Here is a 21,053-nt window from a genome sequence, read left to right as displayed (position 1 = left end):
AACGCTCCTCATGGAGTAAATGCGTCCGACAAGGCCGATCTGTGAGCCTAACTCCAATCGCGTTTCAGATTCGCTACATTTTTGCGTCATGCCAGGTGAGCGCTCTTTTCTCTAGGAGCAGAAAGCCCTGGTTCAGCAAATAGCCGAGGATTCCGAGCAGCACGATCGCTCCCCACACGCCCGGCAGGTCGAACGCCCGCTGCGCGGCCCGGAGCTGGAACCCGATGCCCTCGGTGCTGAAGAACTCGGCGATGACCATGAGGATCAGCGCCAGCGACAGGCTGAGCCGCAGCCCCGCGAAGATCTTGGGCGCCGCCGACGGCAGGACGACCCGCAGCAGCCGCTGCCCGCGCGTGAGCCCGAACACCCGCGCCGTCTCCAGATGCAGCGGCTCGACGCCGCGCGCCCCGTCGGCCGCGTTGAACAGCACCGGCCACACGATCCCGAACGTGATCGTGGCGATCTGCATGCGCGTGCCCGTCGAGAACAGCGCCAGGAACATCGGCAGCAGCGCCGGCGCGGGCAGCGCCCGGCCGAACTGGATGATCGGATCGAGGAAGCGGTAGAGCAGCGGGGAGCGCCCGATCGCCACGCCGATCGCCACCCCGCCCACCCCGGCCAGCACCCAGCCCGCCAGCAGCCGCCCGAGGCTCTGCGGGAAGTTGGCCAGGGCGGTGTCGTTCAGCCAGAGCCGGGCGGGAGAGCCGGTGAACCACAGCTCGCGCATGTGCCCGACGATGACCGACGGGGGCGGGAAGAACGGGTGCTCCATGGCCCGCGTGGCCAGCTCCCACACCAGGAGCACGAGCGGCACCACCCACAGCCTCGCCAGCCGGGCGAGCACGCGCCGGATCGCGGTCATGCGGCCGTTCCCGGGTGCCAGTGGAACAGGCGCCGCTCCGCCCAGACGAACGCGCCGTTCGTGGCGATGCCGAGCAGCCCCGCCCAGACGGTGGCGGCCACGGTCAGGGTGAGCCCGTCAGGGCTGCTGCCGGCCAGGACGATGAACGCGCCGATCCCGTCGGAGCCGCCCGCGAGCAACTCCGTGCTGATGGCCAGGATGAGCGCGATCGTGGCGGCGAGCCGCACCCCGGTCGCGATGAACGGGGCCGTGCTCGGCAGCGAGACCCGCAGCAGCACCGCCAGCCGGCCGAACCCGAACGTCCGCAGGGTCTCCTTGGCCAGGGGATCGACCTCTCTCAGGCCGTACATGGTGTTGATCAGGATCGGCCACGTGGAGGCGTACATGATCATCGCGATCTTCATGTCCAGCCGCTCGGTGAACACGAACGCCGCGAGCGGGATGAGCGCCACGGACGGGATCGGCCGCAGGAACTCGATCACCGGCCGCAGCGCCCGCTCCACCGCCGGCACGCTGCCGAGCAGCAGCCCGGCCGGCACGGCGAACGCCACGGTCAGCGACAATCCCAGCGCCCACGCCGCGAAGGTGGCGCCGACGTCCAGCAGGAATTCCTGATCGGCCGCCAGCCCGGCCGCGGCGACCAGCACGGTGGAGGCGAGCGGGAATTGCACGGTGGAAACGAACCCGAGCCGGCCCGCCGCCTCGGCGAGCAGGAGCAGACCGGCCACGCCGAGGAAACCGCAGAATAACGCGCTGTCGAAGGGGCGGGACAAAAGCCGGGGGATCAAAAGATCGCCCCGGTGAGGAGAAACGCCATGAAGCTCTCCATATTCCTCCGAGACGGCGAATATGGAGCCAGCGTAAACGATCAATTGCGCGGATCGGCGAGGGAGGCTTCCAGCAGCAGGTCCGGGTCGCCGAAGTTGCCGGACTTCAGCAGCAGCGCCGGCCCGGAGGAGGGGAGGATCCAGGGGACGCCGCGCGCCGCCTCGGCCCCGATCACGCCACCGGGCACGCCGAGCGCGCTCACGACCGCGCCGGACGTCTCGCCGCCCGCCGTGACCAGCCGGGTGACGCCCCGCTCCACCAGCCCCCTGGCGATGCGGCCGATGGCCGCCTCCAGGATCGAGGCCGACCGCTCGACCCCCAGCGCCTCCTGGACGCGGCGTAGCTTCGCCGGCTCCAGCGACGAGTAGATCAAGGGGGCGCCGGTGCCCTGGCGCAGGGTGTCGTACCAGGCCAGAGCGCCCCTGGCGAGCGAGTCGGCGTTCTGGTCGGCCAGCGCGTCCAGCCGGTAGGCCGGCCTGCCCGCCTCGATCATGTGGTGGACCTGCTCAAGCGTGCGGGCCGAGCAACTGCCCGCCAGCACGGCGGCCGGCCCGGACGGCTCGGGCGCCGGCGCCCCGCCGTGCCCTGCACCGGCACGCGTCCGCGCATGAGCCGCCGCCAGCCCGCCCGCGAGCCCGGCCGCCCCCGCGACCAGCGGCGCGCCGGCCAGCGCGCGGCCGGCCTCCATCAGGTCGTCGTCCTCCAGCGCGTCCACGAACGCGTACCGCACCCCCTGCCCGCGCAGCTCGGCCAGCCGCCGCTCGACCCCCCGCCCGCGTACGTGCGGCAGCGTCACGACCCCCGACCGGTACGCGCTCTGCGCCTCCAGCAGGCGCGGCAGGTACGAGTCGGTCATCGGGGTGAGCGGGTGGTGCCGCATGGGGGACTCGCCGAGCAGCACGTCCCCGACGAAGAGATAGCCGTTGTACTGGGTGCGGCCGTGCTCGGGCGAGCTCGGCGTCATGGGGACGATGGGCACGTCCATGGCGTCGGCCAGCGCGTCCAGCACCGGGCCGATGTTGCCGTCGGGAGTGGAGTCGAAGGTGGAGCAGTACTTGAAGTAGACCTGCTCGGCGGCGCCGTGGGCGCGCAGCCAGCGCAGCGCGCGCAGGGAGCGGGCCACCGCGTCGGCCTTGTGGACCGTGCGGGTCTTGAGAGCGATCACGACGGCGTCGTGCTCGGGGGCCTCGGCGCGCTGGGGAGGGAGCCCGAAGTAGAGCAGGGTGCGGATGCCCCGGCGGCGCAGCGCCACGGCCACGTCGGTCGCGCCGGTGAAGTCGTCCGCGATGGCGCCGATCATCGGTGCCCCGCTGAGCCGGTCTCGATGCTGTCGTGGTGCGAGTCGAACATGATGCCGACGGTATCGGCGTCAGGTCACGGGCGATTCGCGCCCCTTGGGATGGGTTCAGCTGGTGATGGTCTGGTCGCGCAGTTCGAAGTAGCCGGTGTGGTCGGTCTGGAGGTAGGCATGGAAGTTCGGGGCCTTGGTGCCGGCGGACTTGTCGGCGGTGACGATGGTGACGACCACGTAGTTCTTGGACGCTCCCGAGAGGATCTTGCCGTAGGTGTAGCGGGTGAGCGCCTTGTCCTGGCGCCACTTGACGGCGTTCGACGACAGCTTCGCCAGCCGGTCGGCCGTGGTCTTGGCGGCCCGGTCGGTGGGGAAGGACATCATGACCTGCACGGCCTTGAGGTGGCCGCTGTAGGCGGAGTAGGCGAGCTGCACGGCCCGCTGGCACTTGTTCCTGGCCAGCACGCCCTGGCCGTCCACCGGGGTGCACGAGCTGTAGGTCCAGCCACCGACCTTGTCGGCCTTGAACTTGATGCCGCCCAGGGCGAAGTTCCAGTCGTCGAACTCCTGGTGGGTGATCGGCGAGCCGGGCTGGGCCTGCTTGGAGGTCGCCGGGGTCTCATCGGGGGTCTCGTCCGGTGTCGTGCCGGGTGCGGGCTCGTCCGACTCGGCCGGGGTGGCCGACGGGGCGGGGGCGGTGGTGGTCGGGGCGCTGCTGGGCATGGCGATCGTGGGGGCCGGGCCGGGTGAGCTCAGGTACGCGTACGCGGCCCAGCCGCCGCCGCCCAGGAGCAGCACGGACAGGCCGGCCACGACGCCGATGATCAGCGCGTTGTTGCTCTTGGCCGGGGGTCTGGGGGCCTGACCCGGTGCGCCGTGGCTCTGCGGGGCCCCAAAGGGCGGCTGGTTCCCGTACGGGGGCTGGTTCCCGTAAGGCGGTGGGCCTCCGTGGGGCGGCTGGTTGCCGTGCGGCGCCGCGCCGGGCCCAGGGCCATGCGGCGGCCGGCCGGGGCCTGGCTGCTGCGGGGCATGCTGCGGCCCGTAACCCTGGGCGGGGCCGTGACCCTGGGCAGGCCCGTGACCCTGCGCAGGCCCGTAACCGTGGGCGGGGCCGTGGGTCGGGGGAGGGCCGTAGCCTCCTTGCGGCGCTCCCGGGCCCTGCCCGGCACCCCACGGTCCAGGATGGTGGGGCTGCGGTTGCGGCGGCTGAGGAGGGTATGCCATGCCCCCATTGTGGTGCAGCCCCTTACCTTCTGCCCCAATTACCCCACCAATCGCCACACCGGACGCCTGGCAGCCCCGCGATCCTTTGGACGCGCGGAGCCAGACCAAGGTCGGATGCCCGCCCGGGCCCGCCGTCCGTAGCTTCGGCGTCATGACAGAAGTGCGCACGCCGCCCGCCACCCGGGTCCACGAGATCGACGTGGTGCGCGGGTTCGCGCTCGCGGGCATCCTGGTGGCCAACATCGGCTACTTCGCCGACCCCGGCTACGCCGTCAACGGCACCATGCCCATCCCCGACGGCCCGGTGGCCTCGCTCGTCACCGCGCTCGTGCTGACCAAGTTCTACATCATCTTCTCGTTCCTGTTCGGCTACTCGTTCACGCTCCAGATGCGCTCGGCGGAGCGGGCGGGAGCGAGCGTGCGGGCCAGGACGCTGCGCCGGTGCCTGGGGCTGTTCGTGATCGGCCTGGCCCACGGGATCCTGCTGTGGATCGGCGACATCCTCACCCTGTACGCCGCGCTCGGCCTGCTCCTGCTCGCGATGCGCGGCATGCGGCCGAGGACCGCCGTGGTGACCGGGTCGGTCGTCGTGGGCGTGCTGACCCTGCTGTGGGCGGGGCTCGCGGCGCTGTCCACCCTCGACCCGGCGGCCGGGCAGGCCCCGCCGGCCGACCCGGCGGCGGCGGCCCGCACCATGGCCCTGGCCACGGGCGGCCCGCTCGACGTGCTCACCCTGCAACTGGAGCTCTACCCGGCGCTCGCCGCGATGGTCTGGGCGTTCCAGGGGCCGATGGCGCTGGCGATGTTCCTGTTCGGGCTGGCGGCGGGCAAGACCAGGGTGCTGGAGGAGACCGGGCGGTGGTGGCGCCTGGCGACGCGGATCCAGTGGATCGGGTTCGGCCTCGGGCTGCCGGGCGGGGTCCTGCTCGCGGTGACGGCCGGCCGGCCCGGCGCGTGGGAGCTGGTCGGCACGGCGGCGACCACGGTCACCTCGGTGCCGCTGGCCGCCGCGTACATGGTGACCCTGCTGCGCGTGACCCGCCGCTTCCCCGCGGTCGGGCGCGCGCTGGCACCCGCGGGGCGGATGGCGGCCTCCAACTACCTCGGGCAGTCGGTGCTCTGCTGCCTGGTCTTCACGGGATACGGCCTGGCGCTGGCGGGCAGGTTGTCGCCGCTCGCCGTGATGGGCGTGGCCCTGGTGATCTACACGATCCTGCTGGGGCTGAGCGCCTGGTGGTTGCGCACCCACCGGTACGGCCCCGTCGAGCACGTCCTGCGCCGCGTCACCAACGGCGGCTAGGCCGCGGTGGCGCAGCGGCGGTACCGGCCGGGCGCCACGCCGTACTCCCGCTTGAAGGCGTTGCCGAAGGCGAACTCCGAGGTGTACCCCACCCGCTCGGCCACCTCGGAGACCGGCGCGTCCGACTCGCGCAGCATGCGGGCCGCGCTGGCCAGCCGCCACCAGGTCAGGTACGCCAGCGGCGACTGCCCGACCAGCGCCGTGAAGCGGCGCGCGAAGCCGGCGCGCGACAGCCCCGCGTGGGCGCCCAGCGACTCGACCGTCCAGCGGCGGCCGGGCTCGCTGTGGATGGCGTTGAGGGCGCGGCCGATGGCGGGGTCGGCCAGCGCGCCCGCCCAGCCGGACAGCGTGCAGGGCTCGTCGCCGTTGTCGAACCAGGCCCGGAGGATGTACAGCTGCAACGCGTCGAGCAGGGACGACACGACGGTGTCCGCACCGAGGCGCGGGTTGTCGAGCTCGCCGGCCAGCAGCTCGACGGCGGCCCTCAGCTCCGGGTTGCAGCCGAGCCTCGCGGGCAGGTGGATGACGGCGGGCAGCGAGCCCAGGATGGGGTGGACGCGCTCGGGATCGGTGCGGTAGCCGCAGGACAGGATGACCGTCTCGGCGCCGGTGCCGTCGAAGCCGGCCGAGGCGAACAGCTCGGAGTGCAGCGCGCAGTCCGACTCGGCCAGCGGCCGCGCCGGATCGTCGGCCAGCCCGAACGCGTCACCGTGCGGCAGGAAGACCACGTCGCCCACGCTGAGCAGGACGGGCTCGCCGTCCGCGGGCATGAGCCAGCAGGACCCGCGCAGCACCACGTGGAAACCCACCGAACCGGGCAGCGCGGGGAACGCCCGCCCCCACGGGGCGCGCCAGGAGATACGGGTGGAGGCCGGACGGCCCGTCCGCATGAACGCGACCACGTCGCTCAGCACATCCATGAGCGCTGAGTCTAAGGCCTGAGACGATGACGTATAAATCTGGGACAGCAACGCATTCAGTATCTCAGCCTTCCCTCCTACGGTGTTTCGAGTAACCGAATTCTGAGAGGAAGCACCGACATGCTGAAGGTGGGCATCATCCTGGGCAGCACCCGTCCCGGGCGCGCCGGCGAAGTGGTGGCGAGCTGGGTCCGCGACCTGGCGGTCAAGCGGGGCGACGCCGAGTACGAGATCATCGACTTGAAGGACTACGACCTGGGCGTCCTGGACGAGCCCGAGCACCCCGCCACGGGCATCTACCAGCACGAGCACACCAGGCGCTGGTCGGCCAAGATCGCGTCCCTGGACGCGTTCGTGATCGTGACCCCCGAGTACAACAACTCCTACCCGGGCGCGCTCAAGAACGCCCTCGACTTCCTCTACACGGAGTGGAACAACAAGGCGGCCGGGTTCGTCGGCTACGGCGTGGACGGCGCGCCCCGGGCGATCTCGCACCTGCGCCACGTCCTCGGCCTGCTCAGCGTGGCCACCGTGTCGAACCAGGTCGGCCTGTCGATCCAGACCGACTTCACCGACGGCTTCAACCCCGCCGAGCACCACCAGGACCGGCTCAACGTCGTGCTCGACCAGCTCAACGCCTGGGGTTCGGCCCTGCGCCCGCTGAGGGCCTGAGCCGAGTACGTATTTCTCCCTGTACGTCGCCCCTCCAGGAGAGCACGATCCTGGGAGAAGGGGGGTGAGCGGCCATGCCGGTCGCCTGGGGCAGCGTACGAGGACGGGTCGTCTTCGACAGCACTCACCACCACCTGCTCGTGGAGCGCCAGTCGTCCGGGTTCTCCTGGACGGGCACCCGCTCGCTGCTGCTGACCGACCACCCCGCCGTGTACGTGCACGACACCGGCGGGCTCGGCAACCCGGTCGTCACCACGCTGGACCCCGCCGCCGATCCGGACGCCACGATCGAGCTGGTCGACGGCAGCACCAGACTGCTCGCCGACCTGCGGCTGCCGGACGGCAGGAGCATCGAGCTCACGACCGGCGAGCTCCCGCCGCAGGCGCTGGCAGCGCTGACCGGCCTGCGTGGCAGGCTCATGCCGGACGCCGCCGCCACGGACTTCGTCAGCCCGTGCGCGATCTCGATCACACCCCGCTACGAGGCCGGGACCGGGGACGACGACGCCCCGGCCGAGCTGGCCGCGTACGTGGTCATCACGGGCGGTCGCCTGCAGTTGCGCAGCCGCGGCCGGATCCCGCTGGAGTGGCCCGTGAACCGGGTCACCGCGACCCCCGTCGGGCCGAGCGCGGTCGAGCTGCGGGGCGGCGCCCTGCTCGGCGGGCACTTCCTCACCGGTGCGACCCTGCATCTCGTGACCCCGCAGGTGCGGACGGCCTTCCTCACCGTCATCGGGGCGGCCGGGCCGGGGACGCGCACGGTGGGCACCTCCGCGCCGGTGTCGCTGCGCGGCCTGGGCGGCACGGACGCGGTGCGGGCCGACTGCGTGCTGAGCGAGGCCGCGCTGGAGTTCCAGGCACCGGACGACCAGCGGGTGCTCGCCCGCTTCGACCTCGGTGACCGGCAGTTGCGCATCGCCGGGACGGCCGAGCGGTTCGTGGTGTTCAGCCCGGCGTACGGGGCGGTGACCGTGGAGTGCGCGTCCGAGGTGTTCGGGCGGCGGCTGCACAGCAACGCCGGGCTGCGCGCCGCCGCCGAGCGCACGCTGGGATCGGGGGTGCTGCCCGCCGAGCTGGCCGACGGGCGGCCCGTCGCGTGCGCGTTCGCGCCCGACGGCATGCGGGTCAAGGGCGACGGGGTGAACGTGCGGATCCCGTACGAGCGGATCACGGCCGTCGAGGGCAGGCCCGGGCCGTCCCGGGCCGAGCTGCGGCTCACCACCGAACGCACGGACCTGCGGGTCGTCGCCCAGCCCGAGCTCGTCCAGGCGCTGCACACCGAGGTGCGGGCGTGGAGCAACGCGTGCGCGGGCGCCGCGCAGGTGCCCGCCATGCTGCGCGCCGCCGTCGGGCTGGAGGAGGACTACCTGCTCTACACCGTGTTCGGCCCCTTCTACGAGCTGCACGCGGCGCTGCTCGGCGACATCGGCGCCGACGGTCTGTCCCGGCCCGTCGAGCTGCCGGAGGCCGGCGACGAGCGTGCCAGGGTCGCCGCCGTGCTCCAGGTCGGGCTGCACGAGCTGCAGGCCCACCTCGACCAGGTCGCCACCGTGCTGCCGGCCTTCCTGCGGCACCGCGACGCGCTGCTCGTGGCCGCGATCACGGGCGGCGTGGAGCCGGACTGGCTGAAGGCGGGGGAGCCGAGGCTGCGGGCCGCGCTCGCCCCCGCGCAGCGGGCCGCCGCCGAGACCGGGGCGCTGGCCGCGCAGCTCTCCCGCGTGATGGACCTCGACCCCGACGCGCTGCCCAAGGTCGGCTACGCCGGGGCGGCGCTGTCGCTGGGGGCGGCGGCGCTGCTGAACCCGGTGTTCGCGGTGTCGGGGATCTCCCAGGCGTACTCGTCGCACGCCCAGGGCGAGCAGCGCAAGGCGCAGGTCACCGCCCAGTCGGAGCGGGGCTGGGCCGTCGTGCTGGATCGGTGGAACGCGCTGGTCGGGGCGACGTTGCCGGTGCTGGCGTACGTGGTGACGGAGAACGTGTTCGCGCCGCGCTGGGAGAGCGCTCGGCGCATCGGGCAGGAGATCGCCGCCGCGCCGCCGCCCGCCCGCCTGCCCGCGCTGCGGGCCGTGGCCCGGCGGCTGGCCGTGCTGGACGTGATGCGGCGGTATCCGGGCGGGGCCGGGGTGCGGCTGCGGCGCGGTGAGATCGCCGATCACCTGCGTGCCGCCCGCGAGTCCGTGCGGACGCCGCGGTTCCTGGACTTCTGAGGAGAGGTGCCGTCATGACCCTGTTCACCAGCCGGTTCGACCGGGCACGCGAGGAGTCGCTGGCCTACGCGGGTGAGGCGGGGGAGACCCGGTTCTGGATCCCGGCCGCCGTCGCGGCGGGCGGGGTGGCCACCGCCGCGGTCTGGGCGAGCGAGGAGTGGGCGGCGGGCTGGGGTGACGGGTGGGATCAGGGGTGGGACGCGGGACCGGCGGCCTCGCCCGGGGATCCGCCGGTCGGGGACGACGGCGGTGAGGCGTGGTCGCATCACGGGGAGTACACGGACGCCTCGGTCGGCGGGGACGGTGACTTCTTCTACTTCATCGACGGCGACAGCAGCCTGACCATCGGCTGAGCCCGCGCGACCCCGGGCCCCGCTCAAGCGTCCTGCGCGCGCGTCCTGCGCACACGTCCTGCGCACACGTCCTGCGCACCCGCTCTGCACGCGCCCTGCTCAGGTGGTTTCCGCGACGATGTCGCCGATCGCCCGGGCGGTGGCGAAGTCGGCGGCGAGCCGGTTCTTGGCGAGCGCGAACGCCACGCCGGTGGCCGTGTCGGCGCAGGCGTAGCTGCCGCCGCTGCCCGCCCAGCCGAACACGGTCGGCGTGTCCCCGGGATCGGTGCCCAGACGGCCGACGGCGTACCCGTTCGACAGCACCGCGCGGTTGCCGAACACCCGGTCCACGTCGTCCACGACCGGGGTGCTCAGCTCGCCCAGCCGCTCCGCGGAGATCAGCCGGACGCCGTCCACCGGGCCGAGCAGGGCGGCGTACATGCGGGCCGCCGCCCGGGCGGTGAACTGGCCCGCCGCCGGGATCGCCGCTGACAGCACGTCCGGCCGGTTGCCGAACGCGGCCGTCGGCCGCACCCCGCGCGGAGCCACCGCGAGGGAGGGCGAGCCGTCGGGCGCCTCGGCGTAGCCGGGAACGTCTTCCAGCCGGGCGAGCCGGCCCAGCTCGGCCGGCGGCACGCCGAGGAACAGCTCACCCGCCACCTTCAGCGGCCCCGCCACCTCCTGCGCGAACGCAGTGGAGACGGGCACGCCGGTGACTCGCCGCACGACCTCGCCGACGACGTAGCCGAAGGTGTAGGAGTGGTAGCCGGTCCCGGTGCCCGGCTCCCACCACGGCCGGGCGCCGGCGACCAGCGCGCACATCCGGTCCCAGTCGCACAGGTCCTCCGGGGTGACGTCGGCCGGCAGCCCCGGCACGCCCGTCGCGTGCGTCAGCGCGTCCCGCACCGTGGCCGCCCCCTTGCCGTGGGCCGCGAACTCCGGCCAGACCTCGGCGATCGGCGTGCCGTAGCCGAGCGCGCCGCGTTCGGCGAGCACGTGCACGAGGGCCGCCGTCAGGCCCTTGCCCGCCGAGAAGACGTGGAACGGCGTGCCGGGCGTCACCGGCCGCCCGGTGCGCGGGTCGGCAGCCCCGGCCACGACGTCGGCGACCTGCTCGCCGTGCCGGTAGACGGCGATCTGCAACCCGCGCTCGGCCCCGGAGCGGACGAGCTCGTCGGCGGCGTCCTGGAGCCGCCGCTGCAGGACGTTCACGAGGGCCTCCTCGGCGGGGTCAGCAGCCGGTCTCGGTGCGGTGGACGAGATCGGCGATGCGGGCGGCGAGCTGCGGCCACAACGCCCTGGGCAGGTGGTGCCCCATGCCGTCGATGACGACCAGCTCGGCCCCGGGGATCGCCTCCGCCGTGGCCCTGCCCCCGCTGACGTCGCACATCAGGTCGGCGGCCCCGTGGATCACCAGCGCCGGCACGCGTACGGAACGCAGCCCCGCCGTCCGGTCCCCCGAGGCGAGGACCGCGACGCTCTGCCGCGTCACCCCCGCCGGGTCGTAGGCCCGGTCGTAGGCGAGCGCGGCGCGCTCGCGCAGCTCGTCCTCGCCGGACGGGTAGCCGGGCGACCCGACGAGCAGGAACGCCCTGACCCACTGCTCGATCACGTCCTCCCGCACGGCCGGCGGCGGCCCCGTCATCCGGGACAGCGCCTCGCGATCGGGCCCGCCGACACCCGGCGCCCCCGTCGTGCTCATCATCGACGTCAGGGACCGGACCCGGGCGGGATGCTCGATCGCGACCTGCTGGGCGATCATGCCGCCCATCGAGACGCCGACGAGGTGCGCGCTGTCCAGCCCGAGCGCGTCGAGCAGCCCGACGGTGTCGGCCGCCATGTCGGACAGGGTGTAGGAGGCCGAGGACGCGTCACCGGCCAGCGCGGCCGGCAGGTCGGGCTCCGGCGCGTCGTGGAAGTGGGTCGACAGGCCGGCGTCGCGGTTGTCGAACCTGATCACCTGGCAGCCCCGGGCGGCCAGCTCGGCGCAGAACCCCTCGGGCCAGTGGATGAGCTGCGCGCCTGCGCCCATCACCAGCAGCACGGGCGGCGCCTGCGGGTCGCCGGACCGCTCGTACGTCACCTCGATCCCGGCAGGGCCGACGTCGAACGCCTTCTCCTCGCTCACCACGGCACGACCTCCTCGTCCCGTCATCGTAAGTCGAGGAGGCGGCCGCATGCGGCCCGTGCGCCTCAGAACTGCCGGCGGCGGACCAGCCACAGGCACAGCCCCATGAGCCCGAGCGTGAGAGCGGCGTAGATGCCGGTCTCGAACCACTGCAGCGGCCAGAACCGGCTGGAGGGGAGGTAGGTGACGTCCTGCCGGTAACCCAGCCGGTTGATCTCGTCGAGGCAGGTGTCCCTGCTCCGCTCCGGAGGCCCTTCCGGCTCGGCCCGGAGACTGCAGGGACCCGAGGCCGTGGCCACCGGGATGAGGGTGCCGTCCTCCGGCGCCAGGCCGGGGACGGCGAGGGTGCTGACGCCCGGCGGGCCGACGATCCGGCTGGACAGCGTCCAGGCGCCCGGGTCGCCGGGCACCCGCGTGTCCACGGCCACGGCCAGCGCGCCGTCGCGGCCTCTGGCCAGCTGGTCCACGTTCTCGGGGGAGAGCTCGAAGGTGGCGCGGGCCGGAGGGAGCAGGTGGGGTCTGACCAGGAGCGGCATGGCGATCTGGACGGCGGTGAAGAGCACCAGGGTGAGGACCATCGCGGGCTGGAGGCGGCGCACGAGCATCCCCACGGTCACCCCGAGGGCGAACGCGAAGGCCGCGTACCCGATGGGCGCGACCCCGCGCCCGCCGAACACCAGCGGCCCCATCAGCGGGAACTCCACGGCGGCCCGGTCGAGCGCGGCGGCCCACCAGCTCACCGCGAGGCCGCACAGCCCGCCGGCCACCGCGGCGGCCACGCCGATGAGCGCGAGCTTGACGGCCAGCCAGCGCGTACGGGTGATGCTCTGGCTCCACACCAGCAGGTGCGTGCCCGACTCCAGCTCGCGCGTGATCAGCGGCGCCCCCCAGAAGAGCCCGACCAGGGCGGGCAGGGCCAGGGAGGCGGCGGTGACGCCGAGGAACGGGTTCTGGTGCTCGTCGAAGAACCGGTCGAGGAAGCGCTCGCAGTCGCCGCCCCGCGCGCACAGGTCGATGCCCTGCGCGTACTGGTCGATCAGCGCGGTGCGGGACACGGCCAGGACCGCGACGAGCACGCCGAGCGCGGCGGCCGTCATCGCGGCGGCGGCGCGGAACTGCCGCCAGGCCAGCCAGATCACCGCACCACCGCCAGCGCGGGCCGCCGGCGGGCAGCGGGGACGGCGGGGGCGGCCTGCTCCATGTACGCCAGGACGAGGTCCTCCATCGTGAGGCGGCCGACCGTCCAGGCGGGGTCGAGGATCGGCCCGCCGGCGCGGACGAGGAACGTGCTCTGCCGGTCGGTGTGCCGGGCGGAGACGACGTGCTGGTCGGCGGGGAGGCGGCCGGGGTCGCGGCGCGGGCCGGTGAGCCGGTGGTGGGTGGCCAGCAGCTCGTCGACCTCGCCCGCCAGGCGGACCCTGGAGTCGACGAGCACGATCAGGTAGTCACAGGTGCGTTCCAGGTCGGAGACCAGGTGCGAGGAGAGCAGCACGCTCAGCTCGTGCTCGGCGGTGGCCTCCATCAGGCCCCGCAGGAACTCGCGGCGGGCCAGCGGGTCGAGCGCGGCCACCGGCTCGTCCAGGACCAGCAGCTCGGGCCGCTTGGCCAGGCCCAGGGTGAGGGCGAGCTGGGCCCGCTCGCCGCCCGACAGCCGGCCCGCGCGGCGGCCCGGGTCGAGGCCGAGCCGGTCGATCCGCTCCCGCGCCAGCGCGGCGTCCCAGCCGGGGTTGAGCCTGGCGCCCAGCCGCAGGTGCTCGTCCACGGTCAGGCCGGTGTAGGTGGGGGTGTCCTGGGCGACGAAGCCGACCCTGGCCAGTTGCGCCTGGCCGGTGGGCGGGCCGCCGAGCACGCTGATCCGGCCCGACGTCGGGGCGAGCTGGCCGCAGGCGAGCTTCAGCAGCGTGGTCTTGCCCGCGCCGTTGGGCCCGACCAGGCCGACGACGTGCCCGGCGGGGATGTCGATCGTGCAGTCACGTAACGCCCAGCGGCGGCCGTACTTCTTGCCCAGGTCCTGGGCCTGCAGGACAGCGGTCACGCGATGTCCTCCTGCGCCGTGTTCCGGAAGGTGGTCATGAACAGGGCCTCGATGCTCTCGTCGTCGAGGCCGGCCCCGCGGGCCTTGGCCAGCCACCGCCGCAGCTCCTGCCGCAGCGGGCCGTGCGCGGCGAGCGTGGCGTCGGTCAGCGTCGCCGTCACGAACGTCCCGACGCCGGGCCGGGCGGCGACGAGCTTCTCGTGTTCGAGCTCCCGGTACGCCTTCAGCACGGTGTTGGGGTTGATCGCGAGCTGCGCCACCACCTCCTTGACCGTCGGCAACCGGTCACCCTCGCGCAGCAGGCCCAGCCGCAGCGCGTGCCGTACCTGCCGGACGAGCTGCTGGTACGGCGAGACACCCGACCCGCTGTCCAGATGGAACTCGATCACCGGTTTCTCCATTTATCTAGTGTCCTAGGTCTTTCTAGGCATGTCACCATACGGCGGGAGTAAAGAACGCTCGTCACCGGTGGGGTGCGGCCATCCAGGCGGCGATCTGCGCCCGTGAGTTGACGCCGAGCCTGTTCATGATCGCGCGCACGTGGCTGTCCACCGTGTGCTCCGAGATGAACAGCCGCTCGCCGATCTGCCTGTTGCTGAGCCCCTCGGCGACCAGCCGGGCGACCTGCGCCTGCCGCCTGCCGAGCGGGGTCTCCTCCTGCGGCGGCTCGGCGGGTGGCGCGGGCTCGCCGAGCGCCCGGCCGATCGCCTCGTCCCTGCTCAGGCGCCGTCCTGCCGCGTACGCCTCCTCGAAGGCCGCCGTGCCCAGCTCCGCCCTGGCCGTCTCCTCGGCCCTGGCCAGCAGCGGCGCCAGGAAGGGCAGCGCGCTCGCCCCGGCCTCCGTACGGACGGTCTCGGCCGCCCCCATCAGCAACGCCGCATGCCACGCCCGCTCGGTGCCCGTCCGCTCGGTGCCCGTCCGCTCTGTCCCCGCCCGCTCTGTTTCCGCGTGCCCTGTCATCGCCTGCTCTGTCCCCGCCCGCTCGGGGCCCGCTGCGACGCAGCCCAGCGCGTCAAGCAGGACGTACTGTCCCACCCGGTCGTCGATCCGGTACGCCACGCGCAGCGCCTCCGCCAGCAGCGGCCCCGCCTCGTCGAACGCGCCCGCGATCAGGCGGGCGCAGCCCAGGTTCAGCAGCATCATGTCCAGGCTGTAGAGGTCGCTCGTCTCCCGGCCGAGACGCACACCCTCCTCCGCCGCCTCCCGGGCCGCGTCCAGGTCGCCCTCGAAGAGCCCGTTCAGCGCCCGCGACTGCAGGTACATGAGCACGGCCACGTCGTCGTCCGCCTGCGCCACGGCGGCCCTGGCCCGCTCGCCCAGCCGCCGGGCCGCCGCGCGGTCCCCGGACATGCTCGCCGCCATCGACGCCAGCGACAGCGACTGCGCCAGCACGGACGCCAGCCCCGCCTCCCCGGCCCTGGCCACCGCCTCGTCCAGCGCGGGCCTCGCACTCGCCGCGTCCGACTGCAGCACCGCCAGGAAACCGCGCATGAACAGGGCCCTGGCCCGCTCGGGAGGGCCGCCGCCCCGCTGGGCCAGCAGTTCCTCCGTCCACCGGACGCCCTCGCCGAGCGCGCGCGTCATCCAGTAGTAGCCGACGGCGTAGACCAGGTTCATGCCGCGCCCCGCGCCGTCAGGGGTCAGGCAGCCCCGCAGGACCGCGCGGAGGTTGTCGATCTCCAGGTCCATCCAGTCGAGCCACTCGGCCAGCCGCCGCCGTACGTGCGGCGCGGCCCGCAGGCAGAGCGCGGTGTAGTGACCGGTGAACCGCCTGCCGGTCGCCTCCTCCTCGCCGGCCTCGCGCAGTTTGAGCGCCGCGTACTCGCGCATCGTCTCGTGCAGCCGGTAACAGGCGAGGTCACCGGCGTCCTCCTTGATCACCAGCGACTTGTCCACCAGCGACGACAGCCGGTCCAGGACCTGCTGCCCGAGCCCGCCCTCCTGCCCGCGGACCGCCCCCTCGTCCTCCTGCCCGTGGACCGCCCCCTCGTCCTCCTGTACGCGGACCGCCTCCTCGCGCTCCTGCGCGCAGACCGCCTCCACGTCCTCCAGCGTGAACCGTCCCGCGAACACGCACAGCCGCCGCAGCAACGCCTGCTCCGCCGGGCCCAGCAGGTCGTGGCTCCAGTCGATGGTGGTACGCAGCGTCTGGTGCCGCGGCAGCGCCCGCGCACCGCCGGTGAGCAGCCCGAACCGGTCGTCGAGCCGGCCGAGGATCTGCTCGGGCGACAACACCCGCGTCCGCACGGCCGCCAGCTCGATGGCCAGCGGCACGCCGTCGAGCCGTCGGCACAGCCCGGCCACCGCCGCCTGGTTCGCCGCGGTCAGCTCGAACGTGCCCGACGCCGCCGCGGCCCGCTCCGCGAACAACCTGACCGCCTCGTTCCGCCGCACCTCCGCCGGCCGCCCGCCCTCCGCCGGCCGCCCGCCCTCCGCCGGCCGCCCGTCCGTTTCGGGCCGGTCAGGGGGTGGTGCGGGCAGGTCGAGTGGTGGGACGGGCACCACGTGCTCGCCCGGCGCCGACAGCGGCTCCCGGCTGGTCGCGATCACCCGCACGCCCGGCGCCGCCCGCATCACCTCCGTGACCAGCCGGGCGGCCCCCGCGAGCAGGTGCTCGCAGTTGTCCACCACCAGCAGCAGCCTCCGGTCCCGCAGGTACGCCGCCAGCACCGCCGGCGGCTCGGCCGTCTGGGGCCTCAGGTCCAGGGCCGCCATGACGGCATCGCCCACCAGGGCGGGATCACGCACGTCGGCCAGCTCCACCAGCCACGCGCCTCCGGGAAAGCCCCGCCCGAGCTCGCCTGCGGCCCGCAGCGCCAGGCGCGTCTTCCCGACCCCGCCGGGCCCGACGAGGGTGACCAGGCGGGCCTCGGCCAGCGTCCTCCTGACCGCGGCGAGCTCGCGACGGCGGCCGATGAAGCTGGTCGCCTCGGCGGGCAGGTTGCCCGGGCGGCGCGGGGGTCTGGCCATGGTGGCTCGGACACTACTCGCCGAATCACGAATTCACGTGATTTCCTGCCGCCGCTGCCCGATCGCACGCTGGGGATCGTGAAAGCCATCCGCTACCACGCCTACGGCCCGCCCGACGTGCTCCGACTGGAGGACACGGACCTGCCCGCCGTCGGCCCCGGCGACGTGCTGATCCGCGTACGAGCCGCCTCCGTCAACCCCCTGGACTGGCACACCATGCGCGGCGAGCCGTACGTCGCCCGCCCGATGAGCGGCCTGACCCGCCCCAAGCACACCGCCCTGGGCGCCGACCTGGCCGGCGTCGTCGAGTCGGTGGGGCCCGGCGTCACCGCGCTCGCCCCGGGGGACGAGGTGTACGGCGGCTGCGGCCTGGACCTCGTGCCGGGCACGACCGGCCTGGCCGAGTACGCCTGCCTGAAGCAGGACGGGATGGTGCGCAGGATGCCGGCCGGGCTCACGTTCGAGCAGGCCGCGGCCGTCCCGGTGGCGGCGCTCACCGCGTTGCAGGGGCTGCGGGACAAGGGGCGGCTGCGGCGCGGGCACCGGGTGCTGGTCAACGGGGCGGCGGGCGGCGTGGGGACGTTCGCCGTGCAGATCGCCAAGGCGCTGGGGGCCGCCGAGGTCACCGGGGTGTGCGGCACCGGCAACGTGGAGCTGGTCCGGTCGATCGGCGCCGACCACGTCGTCGACTACACCAAGGAGGAGTACACGCGTTCCGGGCAGCGCTACGACGTGGTGCTCGACCTGGTCGCCAACCACGGCCCGGGCGCGAACCGGCGCGTGCTCGCGCCCACAGGCGTCCTCGTGGCGGGCGCGCCGGCGAAGGGGCTGTGGATCGGGCCGGTGATCGGGATGGTCAAGATCATGGTGATGCCCCGGATGACGTTCTTCCTGAGCCGCAACAGCAGCGCGGACCTCGACACCATCACCGGCCTCATCGAATCGGGCAAGGTCACCCCCGTCATCGACCGGACCTACCCGCTCGCCGAGGCCGCCGAGGCCATCCGCTACCTCGAACGCGGCCACGCGAGAGGCAAGGTCGTGGTCGTCCCGTGAACCTCTGGATGATGCCCGGGGCTCAGGCGGGGACGGCCGCGGACAGGCCGCCGTCCACGGGCAGGTTCACGCCGGTGATGTAGCCGGCGGCCGGGGAGGCCAGGAAGGCGACGGTGCGGGCGACGTCCTCGCCGGCGCCGAGGCGGCCCAGCGGCACGCGGGCGGCCAGGTCCTCGAGGAAGCCGTCGCGGGCGCCGAGCTTGGTCAGGGCGGGGGTGTCGATGGGGCCGGGGCTGACGGCGTTGACGCGGATGCCGCGCGGGGCCAGCTCGACGGCCAGGGCGCGGACCAGGGAGATCAGGGCTCCCTTGGTGGCGCTGTAGACCGACCAGTGGGGCTGGCCCCTGGCCGCGCCCAGGGCGCTGTTGAAGATCACGGAGCCGCCGTCGGCGATCAGGGGGAGCACGCGCTGGAGCGTGAAGAGCTGGCCCTTGACGTTGACGTCGAAGTGCTCGTCGTAGAAGGGCTCGTCGACGGCCTCCAGCGGGGCGAACCGGCCGACGCCCGCGTTGAGGAACACCAGGTCGAGGTGGCCGAACCGGTCGCGGACCTGCTGGGCGACGGTGTCGGCGTCGCCCGGCGCGGCCGAGTCGGCGCGCACGACCGTGACGTCCGGGGGGAGGGTCTGCCTGGCCCGGGCCAGGGTGGCGGGGTCGCGGCCGGTGACGAGGACCGCGTATCCCTCGGCGTGCAGCGTGCGGGCGGTGGCCAGGCCGATCCCGGTGGTGCCGCCGGTGATCAGTGCGGCGGGTGCGCTCACGTCATGCTCCTCACGAGTGGACGGATCGGTCCAATGACTGTAGGCACAACTGGACCGATCCGTCCAGAGGGATTAGGCTGCGGGTCATGGCGCACCAGCCGACCACCGACCGCGGCCGGCGCAGCCGCGACCGGATCGTGGCGGCGGCCTCCGAGCTGATGGAGATCCACGGGGTCGCGGGCACGGGCATCGAGCGCGTCCTGGCGCGGGCCGGCGCGAGCAAGAGCCAGCTCTACCACTTCTTCGACGACAAGGACGACCTGGTCCGCGCCGTGATCCAGGCCCGCATGGACGGCGTGCTCGACGTGCAGGGCCCCCTGCTCGCCGAGCTGGACGACTGGGCCGGCATCCGCCGCTGGCTCGACATGCTGATCAGCGAGAACGAGGCGCACGGCCTGCCCGGCTGCCCGATCGGCAGCCTCGCCGCCGAGCTCTGCGGCCGCGACGAGGCGGCCAGGGCCGACCTGGCGCGCTGCTTCGACGTCCTGGAGCGCCGCCTCGCGGACGGCCTGGCCGCCATGCGGGCACGCGGCCTGCTCGTCCCCGCCGCGGACCCGGAGAAGCTGGCCGTGGTGGTGTTCGCGGCGTTCCAGGGCGGGCTGCTGCTGGCCAGGACCAGGCAGGACGTCGAGCCGCTGCGCGTGGCGCTCGACGCCGCCTACCGGCACCTGCGGTCGTTCGGCGGGTAGCGGCTCACTCGGACTTGGTCAGATGGTCGAGGAGTGCCTGGCTGATCTCGCCGAGCTGCCGGAACTGCTCGGGGGTGAGCGCGTCGATCAGGTGCGCCCGTACGCTCTCGACGTGGCGCGGAGCGGCGACCTGTAGCGCGGCCAGGCCCTCGTCCGTGAGCACGGCGAGCCAGCCGCGCCGGTCTCCCTCGAAGTGCTCCCTGCGCACCCAGCCGCTCTGTTCGAGCTTGTTGACCGCGTGGGAGATGCGGCTGGGCTTGGAACGCGTCCAGCGCGCCAGCTCGCTCATGCGCAGCGTGCGCTGGGGCGCCTCGGAGAGCAGGACCAGCAGCTCGTAGTAGGTCGGCGGCATGCCGGCCTCGTTCTGCAGGTCGCGGTCGAGCCGGTCGTTCACCAGCCGGCTGGCCTGAGCGAAGGCTCGCCAGCTGCGTTGTTCGTCGTCGTTCAGCCACCTCGTCACGCGAAGCATCCTACTCAACTGTTGCGCGCTGAAATAAATCTGGATACTGTCGTGCTGAATGTTTCAGTGCTGAACTAAAACTGAAGGAGCAGGCATGTACCCCAGTGAGCTCGGCGGCGCCTACACCATCGACCCGGCGCACAGCCGCTTCGGTTTCGTGGCCCGCCATGCCATGGTCACCAAGGTGCGCGGCAGCCTTCCCATCGTGGAGGCCACCGCCACGCTGGACGCCGCGAACCCGGCCGCTTCCAGCGTCCGCGTGGTCCTGGACGCGGCCGGGGTCGACACCGGCAACGCCCAGCGTGACGAGCACCTGCGCACCGGTGACTTCCTCGACGTCGCCACGCACCCGCACATCACGTTCACCAGCACCGCGATCAAGCACGCGGGCGGCGACGGCTTCGAGGTGACCGGCGACCTGACCATCCGCGGCGTCACCCGCGAGATCACCATCCCGCTCGAGTACACCGGGTCCGCCACCGACGTCATGGGGCTCAAGCGGGTCGGCTTCGAGGGCGGCACCGTGATCAACCGCAAGGACTTCGGGGTCAGCTTCAACGCCGTCCTGGAGACCGGCGGGGTGATGGTGTCGGAGAAGATCACGCTCGAGTTCGACCTGTCCGCAGTCAAGTCCGGCTGAAGGAACGCGCCGGACGCGGGTCAGGAGCGTCTCGTCCGGCACCGACCGGGTGGCTGCCGACCGCTCGTCGTGCAGCGCCGACACCAGCAGCGCCCGCACCAGCTCGACGGTGGCGTTCGCCACCGCGGGCGCGCCCGGGTCGGCGGCCATCCGCTCCGGGTCGCGCCACAGGCCGCGCAGGTGCTGTAGGACGAGGTCGTACAGCGGGCTGGCCCGCAGCTGGAGCGAGGCCCGCACCACCGGCTCCACCGGCACGCCGAGCCGGTCCATGTCGATGACCATGGCCTGGGAGGAGCCCACTCCGGACCAGCCGTAGACGCGCGGCGACAGCTCGTGGAAGACGGTGAGGTCGTCAGGGCCGTACGTCAGCCGGCGCCCGGCCACCTCGGCCCGGCCCACCCCCGCTGAGCTGCAACGAGACGGAGACCACGGGCCGGCTGCGCTGCCTGCGCACGTGCCGGTCGGTGCGGTGCAACGTGAATCCGGTGCTGTGCATGGTCAGGAGGGGCAGCCCGCCGATCCGGCACACCGCCATCCTGGCGCGCAGGCCCGACGGGGGCTGCTCGTGGCGGACCTCGTTGGGCACCGAGTCGTCGGTCAGGCCGTGGTGGAACGCCTCCACCCGGTCGGAGGGAGGCAGGGTGTCCGTGTCGAGTACCAGCACAAGCGTCTCCATCGT

General features: G+C 73.4%; 21 protein-coding genes and 1 pseudogene. 7 read left to right on the top strand and 15 right to left on the bottom strand.

Going from position 1 to position 21,053, the window contains the following annotated elements:
* Window positions 1–73: 73 nt before the first annotated feature.
* The 4 genes from HD597_RS42955 to HD597_RS42940 form a co-directional block, all read right to left on the bottom strand.
* Window positions 74–862, bottom strand: coding sequence for an ABC transporter permease (locus HD597_RS42955; RefSeq protein WP_253751240.1), 789 nt, complete (start codon window positions 860–862; stop codon window positions 74–76).
* On the bottom strand, window positions 859–1,590 hold the full coding sequence (locus tag HD597_RS42950) for an ABC transporter permease (RefSeq protein ID WP_253751237.1): 732 nt from the start codon (window positions 1,588–1,590) through the stop codon (window positions 859–861). The genes HD597_RS42955 and HD597_RS42950 overlap by 4 nt, the downstream gene beginning before the upstream one ends.
* A gap of 140 nt (window positions 1,591–1,730) precedes the next feature.
* The gene (gene otnK, locus HD597_RS42945; RefSeq protein ID WP_253751233.1) at window positions 1,731–2,990 is read right to left on the bottom strand and encodes a 3-oxo-tetronate kinase; all 1,260 of its coding nucleotides are present in this window, start codon (window positions 2,988–2,990) and stop codon (window positions 1,731–1,733) included.
* 105 nt (window positions 2,991–3,095) lie between these two features.
* Entirely contained in the window at window positions 3,096–3,794 is a 699-nt protein-coding gene (locus tag HD597_RS42940; RefSeq protein ID WP_253751229.1) for a hypothetical protein, read from the bottom strand.
* Between the two features lie 562 nt (window positions 3,795–4,356).
* Here HD597_RS42940 and HD597_RS42935 point away from each other — a divergent pair.
* The gene (locus HD597_RS42935) at window positions 4,357–5,505 is read left to right on the top strand and encodes a DUF418 domain-containing protein (RefSeq protein ID WP_253751225.1); all 1,149 of its coding nucleotides are present in this window, start codon (window positions 4,357–4,359) and stop codon (window positions 5,503–5,505) included.
* Here HD597_RS42935 and HD597_RS42930 read toward each other — a convergent pair.
* The gene (locus HD597_RS42930; protein WP_253751222.1) at window positions 5,502–6,425 is read right to left on the bottom strand and encodes an AraC family transcriptional regulator; all 924 of its coding nucleotides are present in this window, start codon (window positions 6,423–6,425) and stop codon (window positions 5,502–5,504) included. The genes HD597_RS42935 and HD597_RS42930 overlap by 4 nt on opposite strands.
* 120 nt (window positions 6,426–6,545) lie before the next feature.
* On the opposite strand from HD597_RS42930, the gene HD597_RS42925 reads away from it, so the two are divergent.
* The 3 genes from HD597_RS42925 (at window position 6,546) to HD597_RS42915 (ending at window position 9,657) form a co-directional block, all read left to right on the top strand.
* Window positions 6,546–7,097: an NADPH-dependent FMN reductase gene (locus tag HD597_RS42925; protein ID WP_253751217.1), complete on the top strand. Its 552-nt coding sequence runs from the start codon at window positions 6,546–6,548 to the stop codon at window positions 7,095–7,097.
* A gap of 74 nt (window positions 7,098–7,171) precedes the next feature.
* The gene (locus tag HD597_RS42920; RefSeq protein WP_253751212.1) at window positions 7,172–9,304 is read left to right on the top strand and encodes a hypothetical protein; all 2,133 of its coding nucleotides are present in this window, start codon (window positions 7,172–7,174) and stop codon (window positions 9,302–9,304) included.
* A gap of 14 nt (window positions 9,305–9,318) precedes the next feature.
* On the top strand, window positions 9,319–9,657 hold the full coding sequence (locus HD597_RS42915; RefSeq protein WP_253751209.1) for a hypothetical protein: 339 nt from the start codon (window positions 9,319–9,321) through the stop codon (window positions 9,655–9,657).
* Window positions 9,658–9,756: 99 nt separating this feature from the next.
* Here HD597_RS42915 and HD597_RS42910 read toward each other — a convergent pair whose 3' ends face one another.
* The 6 genes from HD597_RS42910 to HD597_RS65175 all read right to left on the bottom strand — a co-directional run bounded on the left by HD597_RS42910 (window position 9,757) and on the right by HD597_RS65175 (window position 16,769).
* Complete coding sequence (locus HD597_RS42910; RefSeq protein WP_253751206.1) at window positions 9,757–10,848, bottom strand: serine hydrolase domain-containing protein; 1,092 nt, start codon at window positions 10,846–10,848, stop codon at window positions 9,757–9,759.
* 19 nt (window positions 10,849–10,867) lie between these two features.
* Window positions 10,868–11,767 (bottom strand): alpha/beta fold hydrolase, encoded by a 900-nt coding sequence (locus HD597_RS42905; protein ID WP_253751202.1) that lies wholly within the window; start codon window positions 11,765–11,767, stop codon window positions 10,868–10,870.
* Between the two features lie 62 nt (window positions 11,768–11,829).
* Window positions 11,830–12,903 carry an ABC-2 membrane transporter-related protein gene (locus HD597_RS42900; RefSeq protein WP_253751198.1) on the bottom strand — a complete coding sequence of 358 codons (1,074 nt, stop codon included), beginning with the start codon at window positions 12,901–12,903 and terminating at the stop codon, window positions 11,830–11,832.
* A complete protein-coding gene (locus HD597_RS42895; protein WP_253751194.1) occupies window positions 12,900–13,799 on the bottom strand; it encodes an ABC transporter ATP-binding protein in 900 nt (299 codons plus the stop codon). Before HD597_RS42895 ends, HD597_RS42900 begins: the two co-directional genes overlap by 4 nt.
* Window positions 13,796–14,188, bottom strand: a complete 393-nt coding sequence (locus HD597_RS42890) for a GntR family transcriptional regulator (RefSeq protein ID WP_253751191.1) — start codon at window positions 14,186–14,188, stop codon at window positions 13,796–13,798. Before HD597_RS42890 ends, HD597_RS42895 begins: the two co-directional genes overlap by 4 nt.
* 73 nt (window positions 14,189–14,261) lie before the next feature.
* Window positions 14,262–16,769, bottom strand: a complete 2,508-nt coding sequence (locus HD597_RS65175; RefSeq protein ID WP_276083168.1) for a LuxR C-terminal-related transcriptional regulator — start codon at window positions 16,767–16,769, stop codon at window positions 14,262–14,264.
* Between the two features lie 78 nt (window positions 16,770–16,847).
* Between HD597_RS65175 and HD597_RS42880 the strand changes: the two genes are divergently transcribed.
* Window positions 16,848–17,825, top strand: coding sequence for an NAD(P)-dependent alcohol dehydrogenase (locus HD597_RS42880; protein ID WP_253751176.1), 978 nt, complete (start codon window positions 16,848–16,850; stop codon window positions 17,823–17,825).
* A gap of 22 nt (window positions 17,826–17,847) precedes the next feature.
* Here HD597_RS42880 and HD597_RS42875 read toward each other — a convergent pair whose 3' ends face one another.
* The gene (locus HD597_RS42875) at window positions 17,848–18,585 is read right to left on the bottom strand and encodes an SDR family oxidoreductase (RefSeq protein WP_253751172.1); all 738 of its coding nucleotides are present in this window, start codon (window positions 18,583–18,585) and stop codon (window positions 17,848–17,850) included.
* 86 nt (window positions 18,586–18,671) lie between these two features.
* On the opposite strand from HD597_RS42875, the gene HD597_RS42870 reads away from it, so the two are divergent.
* Window positions 18,672–19,274 (top strand): TetR/AcrR family transcriptional regulator, encoded by a 603-nt coding sequence (locus tag HD597_RS42870; protein WP_253751169.1) that lies wholly within the window; start codon window positions 18,672–18,674, stop codon window positions 19,272–19,274.
* Window positions 19,275–19,278: 4 nt separating this feature from the next.
* On the opposite strand, the gene HD597_RS42865 is transcribed toward HD597_RS42870, so the two are convergent.
* Window positions 19,279–19,734: a MarR family winged helix-turn-helix transcriptional regulator gene (locus HD597_RS42865; protein ID WP_372513514.1), complete on the bottom strand. Its 456-nt coding sequence runs from the start codon at window positions 19,732–19,734 to the stop codon at window positions 19,279–19,281.
* A 94-nt stretch (window positions 19,735–19,828) separates the two neighbouring features.
* Here HD597_RS42865 and HD597_RS42860 point away from each other — a divergent pair, with 94 nt between their 5' ends.
* Window positions 19,829–20,374 (top strand): YceI family protein, encoded by a 546-nt coding sequence (locus HD597_RS42860; protein ID WP_253751147.1) that lies wholly within the window; start codon window positions 19,829–19,831, stop codon window positions 20,372–20,374.
* A 144-nt stretch (window positions 20,375–20,518) separates the two neighbouring features.
* Here the strand turns inward: HD597_RS42860 and HD597_RS67065 are convergent.
* Both HD597_RS67065 and HD597_RS42850 read right to left on the bottom strand, forming a co-directional pair.
* Window positions 20,519–20,758 (bottom strand): annotated as a pseudogene (locus tag HD597_RS67065) (hypothetical protein); the annotation flags it as partial.
* The gene (locus HD597_RS42850; protein WP_253751140.1) at window positions 20,727–21,050 is read right to left on the bottom strand and encodes an AraC-like ligand-binding domain-containing protein; all 324 of its coding nucleotides are present in this window, start codon (window positions 21,048–21,050) and stop codon (window positions 20,727–20,729) included. The pseudogene HD597_RS67065 and the gene HD597_RS42850, both read right to left, overlap by 32 nt.
* Between the last annotated feature and the right edge of the window lie 3 nt (window positions 21,051–21,053).

Source organism: Nonomuraea thailandensis, from assembly GCF_024172165.1.
Taxonomy (GTDB): Bacteria; Actinomycetota; Actinomycetes; order Streptosporangiales; family Streptosporangiaceae; genus Nonomuraea; species Nonomuraea thailandensis.
The sequence above is the reverse complement of the archived record's forward strand: the minus strand, read 5'-3'. Positions and strand labels throughout refer to the sequence as shown.